This is a genomic window from Pseudomonas sp. BIGb0558, assembly GCF_024807515.1.
Taxonomy (GTDB): Bacteria; Pseudomonadota; Gammaproteobacteria; order Pseudomonadales; family Pseudomonadaceae; genus Aquipseudomonas; species Aquipseudomonas yamanorum_A.
This window is the reverse complement of sequence record NZ_JANUEW010000012.1, coordinates 108516-123703: the sequence shown is the minus strand read 5'-3', so window position 1 is coordinate 123703 and position 15188 is coordinate 108516. Positions and strand designations below refer to the sequence as shown.

The 15188-nt window shown below is 54.2% G+C and carries 17 protein-coding genes; 8 read left to right on the top strand and 9 right to left on the bottom strand.

Features of this window, described 5'->3' with window-relative positions; all coding sequences use genetic code 11:
- Positions 1-11: 11 nt before the first annotated feature.
- Together M2400_RS16740 and M2400_RS16735 are read right to left on the bottom strand one after the other, a co-directional pair.
- The gene (locus M2400_RS16740) at positions 12-671 is read right to left on the bottom strand and encodes an aspartate/glutamate racemase family protein (RefSeq protein WP_259197287.1); all 660 of its coding nucleotides are present in this window, start codon (positions 669-671) and stop codon (positions 12-14) included.
- 80 nt (positions 672-751) lie between these two features.
- Complete coding sequence (locus tag M2400_RS16735) at positions 752-2044, bottom strand: MFS transporter (protein WP_259197288.1); 1293 nt, start codon at positions 2042-2044, stop codon at positions 752-754.
- A gap of 590 nt (positions 2045-2634) precedes the next feature.
- Here M2400_RS16735 and M2400_RS16730 point away from each other — a divergent pair.
- From M2400_RS16730 to M2400_RS16715, 4 genes are all read left to right on the top strand, one after another.
- Positions 2635-3135 (top strand): hypothetical protein, encoded by a 501-nt coding sequence (locus tag M2400_RS16730; RefSeq protein ID WP_259197289.1) that lies wholly within the window; start codon positions 2635-2637, stop codon positions 3133-3135.
- Positions 3132-4544: a PAAR domain-containing protein gene (locus tag M2400_RS16725; protein WP_259197290.1), complete on the top strand. Its 1413-nt coding sequence runs from the start codon at positions 3132-3134 to the stop codon at positions 4542-4544. The genes M2400_RS16730 and M2400_RS16725 overlap by 4 nt, the downstream gene beginning before the upstream one ends.
- The gene (locus M2400_RS16720) at positions 4541-4930 is read left to right on the top strand and encodes a hypothetical protein (RefSeq protein WP_259197291.1); all 390 of its coding nucleotides are present in this window, start codon (positions 4541-4543) and stop codon (positions 4928-4930) included. Before M2400_RS16725 ends, M2400_RS16720 begins: the two co-directional genes overlap by 4 nt.
- A gap of 287 nt (positions 4931-5217) precedes the next feature.
- On the top strand, positions 5218-5625 hold the full coding sequence (locus tag M2400_RS16715) for a hypothetical protein (RefSeq protein ID WP_259197292.1): 408 nt from the start codon (positions 5218-5220) through the stop codon (positions 5623-5625).
- 523 nt (positions 5626-6148) lie between these two features.
- Here the strand turns inward: M2400_RS16715 and M2400_RS16710 are convergent.
- Positions 6149-6781 carry a hypothetical protein gene (locus M2400_RS16710; protein ID WP_259197293.1) on the bottom strand — a complete coding sequence of 211 codons (633 nt, stop codon included), beginning with the start codon at positions 6779-6781 and terminating at the stop codon, positions 6149-6151.
- Positions 6782-7023: 242 nt separating this feature from the next.
- Between M2400_RS16710 and M2400_RS16705 the strand changes: the two genes are divergently transcribed.
- The 3 genes from M2400_RS16705 to M2400_RS16695 are packed head-to-tail and all read left to right on the top strand — an operon-like array spanning position 7024 to position 8314.
- On the top strand, positions 7024-7524 hold the full coding sequence (locus M2400_RS16705) for a GNAT family N-acetyltransferase (RefSeq protein WP_259197294.1): 501 nt from the start codon (positions 7024-7026) through the stop codon (positions 7522-7524).
- A 55-nt stretch (positions 7525-7579) separates the two neighbouring features.
- The gene (locus tag M2400_RS16700; protein ID WP_259197295.1) at positions 7580-8059 is read left to right on the top strand and encodes a hypothetical protein; all 480 of its coding nucleotides are present in this window, start codon (positions 7580-7582) and stop codon (positions 8057-8059) included.
- A gap of 12 nt (positions 8060-8071) precedes the next feature.
- Positions 8072-8314, top strand: a complete 243-nt coding sequence (locus tag M2400_RS16695; RefSeq protein WP_259197296.1) for a hypothetical protein — start codon at positions 8072-8074, stop codon at positions 8312-8314.
- Positions 8315-8413: 99 nt separating this feature from the next.
- Here the strand turns inward: M2400_RS16695 and M2400_RS16690 are convergent, their stop codons facing one another.
- The 5 genes from M2400_RS16690 to M2400_RS16670 form a co-directional block, all read right to left on the bottom strand.
- On the bottom strand, positions 8414-9358 hold the full coding sequence (locus M2400_RS16690; protein ID WP_259197297.1) for an EamA family transporter: 945 nt from the start codon (positions 9356-9358) through the stop codon (positions 8414-8416).
- A gap of 403 nt (positions 9359-9761) precedes the next feature.
- Positions 9762-10493 carry a DUF6602 domain-containing protein gene (locus M2400_RS16685; RefSeq protein ID WP_259197298.1) on the bottom strand — a complete coding sequence of 244 codons (732 nt, stop codon included), beginning with the start codon at positions 10491-10493 and terminating at the stop codon, positions 9762-9764.
- Between the two features lie 185 nt (positions 10494-10678).
- A complete protein-coding gene (locus M2400_RS16680; protein ID WP_259197299.1) occupies positions 10679-10888 on the bottom strand; it encodes a KTSC domain-containing protein in 210 nt (69 codons plus the stop codon).
- A gap of 2 nt (positions 10889-10890) precedes the next feature.
- The gene (locus M2400_RS16675; RefSeq protein WP_259197300.1) at positions 10891-12723 is read right to left on the bottom strand and encodes an ATP-binding protein; all 1833 of its coding nucleotides are present in this window, start codon (positions 12721-12723) and stop codon (positions 10891-10893) included.
- Positions 12716-13975 (bottom strand): SIR2 family protein, encoded by a 1260-nt coding sequence (locus M2400_RS16670; RefSeq protein ID WP_259197301.1) that lies wholly within the window; start codon positions 13973-13975, stop codon positions 12716-12718. Before M2400_RS16670 ends, M2400_RS16675 begins: the two co-directional genes overlap by 8 nt.
- Before the next feature lie 524 nt (positions 13976-14499).
- Between M2400_RS16670 and M2400_RS16665 the strand changes: the two genes are divergently transcribed.
- Entirely contained in the window at positions 14500-14733 is a 234-nt protein-coding gene (locus M2400_RS16665; RefSeq protein ID WP_003214497.1) for a hypothetical protein, read from the top strand.
- A 102-nt stretch (positions 14734-14835) separates the two neighbouring features.
- Here M2400_RS16665 and M2400_RS16660 read toward each other — a convergent pair whose 3' ends face one another.
- Entirely contained in the window at positions 14836-15072 is a 237-nt protein-coding gene (locus M2400_RS16660) for a hypothetical protein (RefSeq protein WP_259197302.1), read from the bottom strand.
- Positions 15073-15188 lie beyond the last annotated feature (116 nt).

The window sequence follows — 15188 nt, the reverse complement described above, 5'->3', positions numbered from 1 at the left end:
ATCGGGCCGGGTCAGCCTGGATCATACCCGCGTTCGGCACGACTCAGTGCAGCCCGCAGCCCTGTCGATGCACTGGTCAGCGGAACAGGGCCCGCGGTTACCAGCGAAGCGGCGCCGCTCATGGACGCTTGCCCCAGCGCGACGATAGACGCGCCATCCGCATAGGCACGGTCGGCCGCCTTCGCGATGGTCGCCAGATAACCCTGCAGGTCGCCCGCCTTGAACATCGCCCATGCCCCCGCAACCCACTGCACCTGCACCGATGTCCCGGTGTGCTGTGCCGTTTGGAGAAACAGGCGAGAAGTCGGCTCGAGCGTGGTTTCGACTGCGCACAACACCACAACCTTCCCACCTGCTTCAACCGCCGCGAATGCCAGCGCTTCATCCGCCCGCAAAATCGGCACCCGGGTGTGAGTACCGGCAAGTTCAACCACCGGGCCCAGGGTCGAACAGGTGAGCACCACCGCATCACAGTGCTGAGCCAGGGCAACGAGCGCCAGCCGCGTTTCTTCGGCGATCTCTGCGGTCAGCTTGCCCGCGTGTTCGGCCGCTGCCAGCAGATCGGCCCGGACCGCATGGTGCAACACCTGCGACCCGATCCCCAGCGCTGCGGCGGCGGCGTCAAACACTGCAATGTTGCTCTCGGCGGTATGAAGGCAGCTAATCCGCATCGCTCAGGTCTCCGGGGGGTGAACACCCGCCGACTTTAACGCGACAACACCGCCGCCGCGCCTTTTTCCTCCGAGCCCACCTAATGCAGCGAAATCCGCGATGTCTCCGGCAACGCCAACCCACCCGCCAGCGCCAGCACCGCCACGGCAATCAGGTAAAACGCCGGCGACAGGTTGCTGCCCGTGGTACTGATCAACCACGTCGCCATCAACGGCGCCGTACCCCCGAAGATCGTATAAGCCATGTTGTAAGTAATCGCCGAAGCGGTATAGCGCGTGCGAGTCGGAAAGGTCTCCGACAGCAACGCCGCCGTCACCACCCCGCACAACACCGCGCCCACCGCCAACAACATCACCCCGACCACCGACGCCGCGAACGAGCCGGAACTGGCCATCAGGAACGACGGATACACCACCACCATCAACAACACACACGCCGTCATCACCGTAACCCGACGCCCCACCCGATCCGAATACAACCCCGCCAGCGGGCAGATCGCCGCCGCAAAAATCAGCGCGATCAGCGACACCAGCAACGCCATCGCCCGGCTCAGCCCACCCGCCACCTGCAGATACGTCGCGAAGTAGGTGGTGAACATATAAAACGACAGCGCCGTGAGCGACACAAAAGCGCCCAGGCAGCAGATCGCCGCACCATGGTTGCGCAGGGTTTCCTTGAGCGGCGAGTGAGCGACCGCATGCTCTTGCTTCACCGCCTGGAACGCTGGCGTCTCATCCAGCTTCCAGCGCAGGTAAAGCCCCACCAGCCCCAGTGGCGCGGCGATCAGGAACGGCAAGCGCCAGCCCCAACTGCCCATCGCCTCGGCGGACAACGAAGCCTCCAGCGCATACGCCACCACGGCCGCCGCCGCGAATGCAGAAAACGTCGACACCGGCACAAAGCTGCCGTACCACGCGCGCTTGTCACTCGGCGCATGCTCCATCAGATAGGCACAGGCCCCGGCATATTCGCCGCCGGCGGAGAAGCCCTGGGCGCAGCGGATCAGCGACAACAGAATCGGCGCCGCCACGCCGATGGCGGCGTAAGTGGGCAGCAGGCCGATCAGCGTGGTGGCGCCGGCCATCAGCAAAATCGTCATGGCCAGCGTGCGTTTGCGCCCGATGCGGTCGCCGAGCATGCCAAAGAAAATCCCACCCAGGGGCCGGAAGGCAAAGGCCACCGCAAACACCGCGAAGGTCTTCAGCAACGCCGCACTGGCGTCGCCGCTGGGGAAGAATTGCTGGGCGATGGTGGTGGCCAGAAAGCCGTAGACGGCGAAGTCGAACCACTCCACGAAGTTACCGATGCCGGCGGCGATGATCACTCTTCGCAGGGTTTGGGGGCTGACCTGTTCGGTGGATGGGCTCGTCATGGGGGAAGGCCTCGGCGGTGGTAGGGGGATGCTTGATTATCGGGGGAAGGGGGTTGGGCGGCGGGGCTCAAAAGAGTCGTCCGCGTAGTCAGTAGCGACTTGATGGGGTAGGGGAGGCAGGAATTGGGCCAAGTCCTGGGGACGAACAGCCTCGGCATTCCTGGCCAGGGGTGAAATGATTTAAACCCGGCGCGCGCCTTCCAGATCTCGCCGGCTGCACTGGTCACTTCATCCGGCCGAACTGAAAGCTGCCGAAACGCGGTCAAAAATGTGGGAGCGGGCTTGCCCGCGAAGGCGGTGTATCAGTCAGCAAATTCGTCACTGATCCACCGCCTCCGCGAGCAACCCAGCGCCCCCAGCCGACGCATCGTCGGGTAACTCATACGCACCCAAGCATTCGACAGAATTGCGTTAGAAAACGGGGCGACAGATGACTTTCCCACAGGTTTTTCCGGATGGCGCGTCTGACGATTCGTTTTTTGTAGAACCTGGCCGAACGGACAGTTGTCAGGGTTTGGGCGGTCCAGCAGCATCTCTGGCGCGCCATTCAGGCGCAATCGCCTGCTTGGGCGCCAGAAAAGGACAGCACAATGGAACACGCAGCGCCTCGCCTATATACCAATGAAGTGTCCCCAGAATTTCTCCAGACCCTCGACAAATCGCACTTTAGCGAGCAACAGCTTGCCGACTTCCATGAAGACGCCTTGGCGGTCGTTAATCAGCGGCAGGCTTACATCAAAGCTCACCCTCCAGTTGCTATTTACCGCGTAGCAGCCGAGGGCAGCCAAACCCGTAACGGCGGTGTGATTCAACAAGCGACTACCCCCATGGAATTCAAGTTGGATAACGGCCAGCAAGTGCGCGCGGCGCAGAAGGGCGATTACGCCATATATGCCGATGGCTGCAAGGCCCAAATCGTGACGGGGGCGGGGGAAGGCAATAGCCATTTTGCGCTGGTCGGCAGTCGTCTGAGCAATGGCGACGAAATTATCAATACGCCCCAAGGTGGCTGTGTGTTCATCGCCCGTGAAGGCGTGCTGCTGGCCGAGGATTTTCTGCCCGCTATCGAGCGCGTGGAGACACATCAATGAGCGAAGGTTTTTTCATTGGTAAAGGCAATAAAACCACCTGCGGCGGGGAGGTTCTGGATGGTGATCCCCGAGTCAACATAATGGGCCTGCTTCATGCCTGTGCCGGTGACCGGGTTACGTGTGGGGTGGACGGGAAAACGTATCGGATTGTCGGTGGCATTTCGCACATTGAAAGCCACGGCAGGCTGGTGGCGGGCACGCTGGACAGCCGCAGTGACTGCCCCTGTAACGCCCGGCTGATTCCCACGGAGTTGACAGCCAGATACCGGAACGAAAGCGCTGCACCCCAGGCAAGCAGGCGAGCGGCGCAAAGCGTTGTTTCAACGGTAGCCAGTCCCTCTGTAGCACCGCGTCAATCTGCGTTTGCTCCTTCGGGCCATGCAGCCCCGCCGGTATTTAACCGATTGGAGCCTCAGGAGCCGGGTTTCTATGTGGTGCCCAAAAGCATGACTCGCGAAGCACTGGAGACTCTGCTTTTCCCCACCGTCGATCCGGCCGTGATGTGCAAGTTCAGGGCGCTCAACCCTAACTTGGGCGAGGTCAAAGCCGGCTCTCTGATCGTATTGAGCGATCCGACAAACACTTCCTGTACCTACCAGGAGGCACAGCTGATGCAGGCTGCTCAGCAGGTCAAGGCGTCCCTGGATCCTCTAACGCCGGACGAGGCCGATTTCGCGTTTCTTCACGCTGCCGAAATTGCCAGTTATATGGCGCCCGACCCAACCTGGCTCGGCGTCAGCGCGGTGGTAATGGAAACGCACCTGACCCGACTGCGGGACACGCTTCAGGCCATGGAGCGGCTGCATCAGGAAAGCTATCGTCAGCATGGGCATCTTAAATCGCCGCAGTTTTTTGCTGAACGCAAGCGGCTGATGGCGCAGTTGGATGCGCATTTGCTTAACTCCACTCGACTACGTGGCCAAACAACCATGGGCGATCATCCGAAGCTGAAAACAGCTCTGGGTATTTCGAGCCGAAGCCTGGTGCACCATTGGGGTAAGGCCGGTGGGCCGGGGCAGATTCCGGGGTATGCGACGCATGTGGAGGCGACGAGTCGGGCAGCCAAGTATATGAAGGCGGGTGGGTACATCGGGATTGGTATTGGTGGGGTGTCCTCGCTTCTGGCTATTCAGGAGGTGTGTAGCGGGGATTCTGGATCCGCTTGCGAGAAGGTTAGGTTTACTGAGGGTGGGAAGTTTGGATTGTCCACGGCTGGTGGTGCTGTAGGTGGAGGGCTGGGGAAATTAGCCGGTGTTCCGATCTGCCTGGCACTTGGCGTCTCTACAGGTATCGTTGGTGTTGTCTGCGTCGCAGCCCTCGTAGGTACTGGCGCATGGGTTGGTACGACTCTTGGTGGTGCTGCTGGCGAAATGGGTGGGGAAATTTTGTACGAGAAAACTTTGCCATGACAATGGAGGAGTTCTGGAAGTCCTGGCTGGCTTTTGGGATTGTAATCGGACCAAGTCTGCTCGCCATCGTGAGCGTTGCATACAGTATGTACCTGAGCCACTGTCATCTGGACGCAATGAAAGAGGCCTTAAGGAACAGCCGTTATATTTATCTCTGGGGGCCAAGTCTGGGGAGGCGAGGTGTGATTTGGTCGCTTTTGGAGATAGCAAAAATCTCCGGAATGGTGGTGTGGTCGAGAGCATATATCCATGTTGGAGAGGTAAACCCTGTTGATCTTGATAAATTTCCGCCTCACCTGAAGCGTCTTCTGATCATCGATGTGGCGATGAAAGTCATTTCCTTCACCGGGATGGCTGTTGTAGCCGTGCTGCTGAAGTTTAAGTAAATGAGTGGCCACCAGTAATAAAGAAACACGCACAAGGGGAGGCAGTAAAAAGGAGACGGATTAATTTGAAAATAAATCCGTCCCCTTCTGATTGGCGGGGTGTCTTCGTTGCTGGCTGTTCAGGAAGAAAAATTCGGGTGAGAGCAAGATAGGCAGTAGTGGGGCGTGGCCTAACCCCCTCTTCTCAAACGTTGTACTTGCTCTATAAGTTTAGGGCCTATAAGCCGAGCAATGGAAAGCTTCAAGAAGTGAACTCTAGAGCAAAAATATGCAAAAGTTGTCGGGTTATGAATAGCGCGCCAGTATTTAAAATAAAAAATGGACGCTGCTATACGTGCAGAAAGAAATCTCATGAGAAAGTCGCCGATAAGGAAATGTCATTTTTAGCGCCGGTAATCCTCGGTGCTATATCTTTATATTTCTTGACGCTATCAATCAGCTCGGTTTATTTTCAGTACACTACGGTTTCCTATAGAGGACGGGGTCATAGCGCATCATATGAATTCACAGGCATGGCAATTATCCTTCCGACATTATCGTTTATAATGTTTTTCATTGGTTTTTTAGCGTTGTCCTTAGCCTGCTATGATAAGCGTCATGAAAAAATAGCATATATTAAAGTAATAGCGGTGAGTCTTTTTTTGGGCTTTGTTTTTCATGTTGCTGCTATTTTTTTTGGCGAAAAAATACATTAATGATATGAAGAAACGTAACTCTTAATCTGGTTGTAGCGCCATAAGAATGGTTTAAAGCCTGGATTTCCGGAGGCTTTGGACTATGTGAGGCCTGTAAGGAGGCTTTGCTTGGAGGGGCTAATTTTGATCGAGGGGGCAGATATATTGACGGCGGATGATGTGTGGCAGAGGTGGAGGAAAGTTGAGTGATGTTTTATGTAGGATATGCGTTCTTTACTATGCTGGCTTATCTCCCTTCGTTTTATGCGAGATATTCATGGTCGGGAACTGGTTTTTCAAAGAGAAAATTTTTCACTATGTTGATTTACAATATTTTATGCGTCTATGTGCACATGAAGTACGTTAAATATAGCTGTCTTCCTGTTGTTGGTGAAAAAGAGGATCCGATCTTAGGTTGGATTTCCTTTAGTATGATATTTGTCTATATGTTCTCGATGCCTGTAACTTGGAGTCGTAGGGTCTGACCCCAATTTTCTTTTCCCATTCACCTAGGCTTGCAGGTGGTTGATCTGTTCAGAACCGGTTAGCGGCTCACTTTGCCCGAGCGCACGTCGAGGTATAGTCGATTGGCTGTGGTCATGCCGCCGCAGTACATGAAATACATACCTTGACCTCTGGCAGGGGATGCCATCCATCCGCCGATTTCTTCGAAGTCACCGGCGGTGCAGGTGCCGTTGTCTATGAGCTCACGCGCTGCTTTGGTGAACTGGGCGCGGTAGCTACGGTAATCGTCCGAGTCTTTGACCAGCACGTCGTCACCGGTCGCTCCCTCCCCGGGGTCGGCAGGCCTGTCTTTGGTAAGCGACTTTGTAGACAGCCACTCTGCGAACATCCCGTTATTAATACCGTTGCTGGCGACGCACGCGGAGTTACCACTCTTCACGTACTCACTGATGCCACCTGAGCAAGAGGCTGAGTAGGGCTTGGTAATGCGGACCCAAGCGCCTTTCGTCTCCAAAACCTCGACGCCTTCGCGGAACATTAATTGGCCCGCAACCCCACATTTAACGGACGGACAGGTGTGGCGCGCCACTCGGTCGGCAGATACCCAGAGATTCGGTTCTGCAACAGCCATGTTAGTCGACATCAATAAGGTCATGGCAGTGAGGAAGGCGGGAGGGGCCAGATACCGCTGCATTTTGGTTGCGATGTCCATGTAGTCATTCCTTTGTTTTCGCGGACGCGAAAATGGGCGTCCTCCTACTGCCCAAGCCCAGCTTTTGAGGGCAGGGCTTGGGGCATTCCTGGGCGGCAAAACTGGAACCGCGCTGACTGCCTGCTGCTGGCTGAGGCTGTGTAAGAAAAAATAATGTCAGACCACGATAGCAAATCGTGGAGTGTGATCTGATCCGATCTTCCTATACTGGCCAGCCCAGCATGCTAGGCGAAGCGCGACCTATGCCCATCGAACCCAATCAAAACTCCCCAGTGACGTTAGTCCGCGCTCAACAAAGCGACTTGGACGATCTTGTTGCCCTTCGAATCGAAGCCATGCGCGAAAGCCTGGAGCGCGTCGGGCGATTTGATCCTGTACGGGCGCGCGAGCGATTTGTTAGCGGTTTTGAAGCCCACAACACACATCACATTGAGGTGTCTGGAGAGCGGGTTGGCTTCGTAGTGGTCAAGCACCACCCCAATGAACTCGTGCTCGACCACTTATACGTGAGGCCGAGCGCGCAAGGATCAGGGATCGGCTCTGCTGTGCTCACTCAGATTTTCAAAGAAGCGGATGCGGCTGCACTCCCGATTAAAGTAGGTGCCCTCAAAGACAGCGCCTCGAATCGTTTTTATACCCGCCATGGTTTCCAGTTCGTCGAAAGCACCGAATTCGACAATTATTATGTCCGTCAGCACCTTACGGCGGGCAACACATCTTGCCAGCCAGGTGAAATGATTTGAATCCGGCGCGCGCCTTCTAGACAATCCCCGCCTTTGGCTCGAAAGGATGCGTGCGATGAAGTTCGAAGAGACCTTCCAATACATGGGCAATCACGGGATCGTGTTCAACGTCTCGCAGATCACCCTTACCGACAGCGAGCGCGGACGCCTCAGCGAGTTGCATTTTGGCGAGGCGAAAAGCGCCCACTACGAGGTCAACCGCAAGGTCGTCGAGGTGTACGACAAGATGTTGGCCAAGAACCTGCCATGCCTGATGATGATCGGCATCTCCAAGCCGCTGACCCGGCAACAGGGCGACGTGCTCAACGCCCAACGCACCAAAATCGCCAACCTTACGGCCTCGGCCTTCGCCGGCGCCACCTCTTACGTGGCCTCCCCATACGCGGGTGTTCCGGTCGGCGCCGGTGTGCGCACCTATGTGAATGAGACCCTGCCCACCTATCATGCAGGCGACGTACTGGTCAGCATCGAGGCGCAGGTGAATGGCGGCATCGGCCCGCAACGTACCGCCACGACACTGATCGTCAAGACCTGACTGGAGAAACACATGTCTGAAATTACTCAGCTGGTCGTGGCCCTGGTGCTGTTCTTTCTGATTGACCGGTTTGTGAAGTCGTACCTGCTTCGCAAGTGGCTGGGGGTGCTGCTGGTGGTGGTGGGTGCGGTTGGCTGTGTTGCGGCGAGCCAGGTCCGGTTGTTGGGGGTTGACCTGGGGTTGCTGTCGATCTTTGCCGTTGCGCTGGGGGTAGGATTGTTCCTGAAGCGGCGGCGGTTTGAGCAGATGGGTTGAAGGAATGCAGGCATTCCAGGCCTTGGCCTGAACCCGCAGTAAGAGGGGATGGATTCATTTGAAAATGGATCCGTCCCCTTTTTCGTTCCGCCTCTCGACTTACGCGACCTGCGCCTTGACGGGAGGCGCGGCAGCCTTGCGATACGTCAGCAGCACAATCCCCGTCACCACAATCACCCCGCCCACCACCTGCCCGGCGCTGAGCATCTGATCGAGCACGATCCAGCCCATCAACAACGTCGCCAACGGCTCAATGTTCATCACCGGCGCATTACGCGGCATATCCAGGCGCGGCACCGAAATGAACAGCACGATAAACCCCGTGCCATACAGCACCACCAGCGTGGCCAGCGCCAGCCAACCGGTACTGGTGGCCGGCAGGTTCAGGCTATCCACCAGCGCACCGCTCAAGCCCGCGAGATTGACGCTGCTGAACACAATGAAAATCGTCAGCAGGCTGCGCACCGAACCGCGCACCCGGGACAACTTGTGGTCGGTGATCCACAGCGCGCAGGCGAACACTAACGCGGCGCAAAAGGCCAGGGAGACGCCGAGCAGCCAATCCGGGCCGAGTGTGGTGCTGGCGGAGAGGCGGCCGGGAACGTCCAGCACGAACACCAGGCCCACCAGAATCAGGCCCATCAGCAAGGCAGTGCGCGCGGTGGGGCGTGGGCCGCCGAGTGCCCAGGTGAGCAGGGCCAGCAGGATGGGGAACACGTTGGCGACCAGCAAGGCCAGCGCCACCGGCACCCGGGCGACGGCGGAGTAGAGGCAGAGGCTTTGGGTGGCGATGAGCAGGCCCAGAAGGACTTGCCAGCGCCAGGCGCCTGGGGGGAGGCGCAGGTTTTGGCGTTGGTATAGGACCAGTATCGCCAGCACTAACAGGGTGCCTCCGGAGCGCATCAGGATGGCCAGCAGGACGCCGGCGCCGTCGTCGAAGGCCACGCGGGCGGCGATGTGGTTGCCGGCGAAGGCGCAGCCCATGCAGAGGAGGATCAGGACGGCGATGTGGCGGGGGAATTGGGTGGGGGCAGGGGGAGTCATGGTGGGGGCTCGGGGAGTTGGCGCCATCATCGGGGATGGGGGATTATTTTTAGGTTGTCGTACAACTTGAGGGAGGGGTTTTAGCGTGTTTGGCTTGAAGGAGCAAGACGTTGGTTGCCAAATTTTTAGGGTGTATGTGCCAGTCTTCGTAGAGTGCATCGAGTTGGAGGAGATAATTGGATTGAGATAGATATGATTTAGATATCATATGACTTGTCTGGGTCATTACCCCAGTGGCTCATGATCAAAGGAAAAGGGAGCGTGTTTCACATAGGCAAATAGACGTGGCTGCTTTCGGACGTGCCCGTCATTTTCGAGTTCAATAGATAAAGGGGTCTAAGCCTGATTCATTGGTGCTCCGAATTATAAGCTGTATAAAGTTTAGGGGGCGTCTAGAAAGTTATTATTTGGATAAAGGATCTTGTGCAGGATCGGTGATATAAGATTCCCAGTTAACCCCGTGCATTACTAAGCGACCAGTTACTTTTGATAATAATACAAGTAAGCGGGCGAGGCCTATTGCGGGGTCATTAAATTTGAGGTGCGTGTTTGTGCCTTCTTGGCTAAAAAGCAGACCCTCATTTTTTACTAAAATCCCCTTCGTGAGATCTAGGTAAACATCGGGTAAGCATATTTCAGGGAATTCTTGGAGCCTTTTCTCTATGCTCTGCAAAGGAGAGCCATCATATGTAATTATAACGTTTAATATTCTTCTATAGGGCCAAGATAAATTTCCAAGTTGAGCTCCTTCACCAGTGCTAGATTTTAGTAGCCTTACACTTTCTATGTTTCGGACGATACTCTTAAGAGTCGATGGAAATACCTGTGTTTTGATTTCGAACGTTGCTATAGCTCCTTCTTGGAAAATTAAATCATGGCCGCTAGCGAACGGTAGTCGTGGCATCGACTTTAACATGAGTACGACATCTTGCTGTTTTGATCTGCGATCATTTGAATCAATAATAACTCCACTCACTACGCTGGTCATCTCTGGGATGTGAGAGACTAAAAAGTCTTGGATGAGATGCTCACGGGCAGATCCAGAAGTTACAGAGTGCCCTAAAACATTAGTCATTCCATATTGAGCGTTTAGGGCGTTTACGGCTCCGCGACAGTACTCAACTAATGGTTTCATTGATGGTTTTCTCTTGTGGTTGTGATGTGGCGTAAGTGCGTAGCAGTTTTTTGATATTTGTGGGGGTGAAGGTGGTATAAATGGGGGTTGGTTTGAAAGATGATGGGGTAGATTTATTTGATTTATTTTCTAGGTAAATCAAATAAATCCGTCACTATTTCCTCCGGTCTCCTTTTTGCCGCCCATCAAACTCTTGAGAACGGTACTGCATTCCTTATATAGACATGGAAGAATTGCCCTTTGGAAGATGCTGTCCGGAACTGCTCATATAGATGCTCGCTAACATTGTAATACTGATAAACAGCACCATCCTTGAATTCAATCTCGAGGGTCTCGCTCTCAGGGTCATAACCCGCAGATATAATATTTGAAGAAGATACTGCGTCGCGGTCCATTTTCAGCCCTCCTCAGGGTCGTCTTCGATTGGTGAACGGGTGATTTCAAGTTTCTGGATAACCGCATTGGTCTGCTGGCTGCGCCAAGATGCAACCACCCGATCATATCCTTCCGCTGAGCGCCGCCGAGACCAAGCTTGAGTCACCTTGGGATCGTTGCTCCTAGGTAGATGCTCTTGCCGAGGTAAGGCAATACGACAGCGGACAGGAAGGCGGGCCGCTTCGCCTGTAATAATTGCTTCGCCAGTTCTCAAGACGGGCAGCAAGTCCATCAGCCCGGCGAGGTTGTCTGGCAAAGTTCCTTTCACACGTGCGCGATCTACAGGATTAGAAAGCCGAAGCGCGATAATTGTGCCGCATTGGGACAAGACTGTCTCGTCAACTTCAGCGGGGCGTTGGGACACGACCATGGCACCAACACCATATTTTCGCCCTTCTTTCGCGATACGCTTCACTACCTCGGAGGCGACCGTCCCTGCGTCAGGCCCCAGATAGCGATGAGCTTCCTCCATCACGACTAAGAGAGGCCGTTCTACGCCGCCCTCTGATTTTTCCCTGCTCCAAAAAAGCGCCTCATAAACAATGCGGAGAATAGAACCAATGAGGCGCGTGAGAACAGCGCTAGGAACTCCGGACAAGTCTAATATGGTGATTTGCTTATCATGGCCAAGCCAGCCTTCTAGTAGTTTGTCGAGGTCATTTTTTACCCTTCCCGTTAAGTCTGGCTCCCAATCCCCTGGATGAAGAAGAAAGTCATAGCGTCTATCTAACAAGCGGGATCGAAGCAGATTTAATGGCCTACGGATGCCCTTGGCTGCTGAGTTGGTGAATGGTCCTTTGGTTCCCATTGCGTGAGGCTGGTATTTTGGCGCGATCAACATGTCTGCGTCGCCCACTTCCTCAAGTGCAGGCTCATCACGATTTGTTCCGAGATAGGTTGTCGTTTCAAAATTAACCAATTCATACCAAAGTTGTTTCAAGCTAAACGGAACTGGGCTGTCTACGGTGAGTGTTCTTGAATCGACACCTGCTCTTGGGTATGCACTAATTCCTTCATCTTTTAGCTCCGCGATTTTGTCTGTGAAGGCAATTTCGTGGGCGTCGGATAGGCCTCCCGTGATGAAGTCCAAAAGCTCCCCAGCCTCCAGCGCCCAATAAGGAACGAACAACGATTCTTGACCTTGGCTAGGGGTAGCGCTAAAAACAGTTGCCACATCCTCAAGCGCTTTCGTGTATTCACCATGGATGTCAAGCATGAGGATACGAGCGCCAGGGGATCCGGTCTTTTCATCCTTTCGGATGATCGACCGTAGGAGACTCGCAACAGTAGTGGATTTTCCTGATCCTGTTGAGCCAAGTATTGCGGAGTGCCGAGTTACAAGTGCGTCCAACGATAAGCGCACCTCGATGTTTTCGGCGCTCGCTAGATGACCTATGACCACTTGGTCCTCACCAACGGATCCGTATATCCTTCTTAGATCGGACTCGATGACTAAGTGTACAGAGTCATTTATATTAGGATGTTGGCTAAGCCCTCTCTCGAATTGTCCTCCTACTGTTTCACCAGCGAGCTGGACAGTCATCCATCTTCCTGAGTCGATCCCTGAAATATCTGACTGTACTGGTGCGGCAGTCGCGCCGACCTCAGAAACAATGCCAAATAAATCTTGATAGCCTTGAGGAATTCTAACAAAGCTGCCAACTTGGCCAACCCGGTATGTATGGCCTCTTATAACGGCAAAGCCAGAGTCAAGGGATTCTGCTAATTTTACGGTGAGGGTGGCTCCTGAAACGGCGCTAACGACTCCTAAGTAGGTTGGGTCATTGCTACTCATTTTGACCATCCTCTATTTTGATTCCATCACCGCTGATGCTATCGGCTTCACTTTCAGCCTGGTCGGGCTCGTCTCTTTTTAACGATTTTGCTATTAAATCATTGGCTTGAGCCAAAGCGCAAAATCGCGCAAAAGCAGCAAAGTCGCCCAACAGAAATACCGCTGGCTCTTTTGGCCATCGCGATGCCCAGAAGCTTTCCCGGATACTTCCCCAATTTTTGGGAAGCTCTCCCGGACGCCACTTTCCTGGAACACCACCTATCACGGCCCCGTCTGCTGCGTAGACGCTTAAGTTAGGCCTGTCGCTCGCCAATTTAACTGCGGGCTCTTCTTTTTCTAGATCTTGGTATTGAAATGCTAGTACTGCTGAGTTGGCATTCATCGCTAAGCTTTCATCTAGAACTGCACAGATATGCGCATCCCTAAAGGAAAATCCAATGGTCAGTAACAACGAATCTGGTGTGAGTAGAAATCTTTTAAGTCTCTCAAATAGTGCTGAATATGGCTGTTTTTGGGTCAGGTCATATTTTAGGTGGTCTGGATAAACTAACTCAGCCGCTTCTCGTCCGTGTCCTCGAACAACGGCTCCATCTTCTAAAGCCCAGCCAAGAGAGCCATGCATCTTCCATAGCTTTGCCCAGCGAGCAGGCAAGTCATCGCCAGCTACTGATACTGGATCGAAGAAAGGTTTGCTGCCTCCTGAAAATCCATCGAAATACGGGCTTCTCACTCTTTCGAAGGCTTCTTCGAAAAGAAAATCATAGTTTGTAGTAAATATTTCGACGGAGTTTGACCGAACCGTTCCCGTAATCCATGCGATTAAATCTGAATAAGCATTGCGTTCTTTCGGCAAGGAAACGCCAACGATTTTTCCAATATTTTTACATATTGCTTTGCCGAGGATTTTATAACCATTGGAGTCCAGACCTTGAACTTCGGTGTCTCCCAGCGCCTGCTCCAGTAAGCGGATGCGTGAAAGAATGGACTCAATATTAGCGTTGGAGCCCAGACTTATTTTTATAGCATCGACTGCTGCTGATTGAGTTGGTGTCAGCCCAGAGGTGGCCTGTTGCGTAAGCGCATCAACACCAGGGATGAGTGAATTCCCTTCAGGGTCTATTTCATTTTTCTCGTTAACTCGAATTGCAAGTGGTGCTCCTGCTCCGACGAGAATCCCGATACGCTTTCTTCCCTGTGACAGCACTTGCCGCAGATCGGACATAAACCTATCTGGATTGTGGAACGTTTCCATCGTTCTCCCCCTCTGGGTATTGCCGCCGAAATCCTGCAGTAGGACCTCCACATTCGACAACACCCCGCTGAGCCTCAGGTTATACCATTAACTCTTCAGAACATCTCCAGAGCGTTACGACCTTTGCGTGACGCAGACAAGACGCGTTGAGTATGGGCACAATAAAGCCAACGAAATGTAGCTGACCAAGTGTGCCTGCGGGGGCTCGTCGCCCTACGCGGATACGTCTAGGCGTCCGTCAGATGTCAGATATAAGTTCTACCGCTCACCGGTTAGATAGTTATTTTTCGTACTTTAGCTGTCCTCAAACAGGTAGCATTTCTTCGAAAGCAGATACTATGGATCTAAGTGGGCCGGGTTGAACATCCGCTTCTGGGCCGAAACCACCCCTTTAATCCCCATACCGGTCTACCATGCTCACCCCCGGCAGTGGTTCCACGCGCTACCGACCTCAATCTCAAGGTATCGCCCATGACCTCTTCACCCCGCACCACCCCATCCCGCACCTCATCCGAGGCATCCCAATGAGCATCGACCAAATCAGCCTCCCAAAAGGCGTAGGCCCGCAAGCCATCAAACTCCTCGACGCCATCACCGGTGCTGACACCAAAGAAGACCTGAACCGCGCAGGCGGCAAGGCCGAAGGTTTTGTATTGGGTCTGGAAAGCGCCAAGGCCATCAAAAGCCAAATCGCTGAGTCGCTGTACGTTGCATACGACGACGCGGCGAGTAATCGGTTGGGTGAGTTGAAGGGCTAGTCGCGCAGGACCGCGTTGGGCTCTACGCCCGAGGTGTCTCGCGGTCCATCAGTTTGCCGATAAGCAGGTGAGTGGCAAATGCCGCGTCACGATCTTTATAGATCAACGACCTTTGTGGTTTTGCCATTCACTCCAGCAATTCTCCGCAATCAGATCGGGATAGCCGCGCAGCCTTTCCATATCAAGCGCAACGCTGAAGGGAAGGGTGATACAAACCGCCCGGTCTCGAATATCACAGACCTCAGCCTCAGTAAGAGGTGAGCCCTTTCTGTCTTCAGCGGCGGTGAGAACGGCTACGAGCGCTGGTACAAATACCAGGCACAGCGGATCAGCTTCCATGAATCACCTTTTGGGTTTCGACTTGGCTCATTACGACGAACCAGGCGGGGTTCAGCAATGGCTGAGTGCACCGTGCACCTCTCGCCGCGTCCTTGTATGTGGCATACGACGACGCG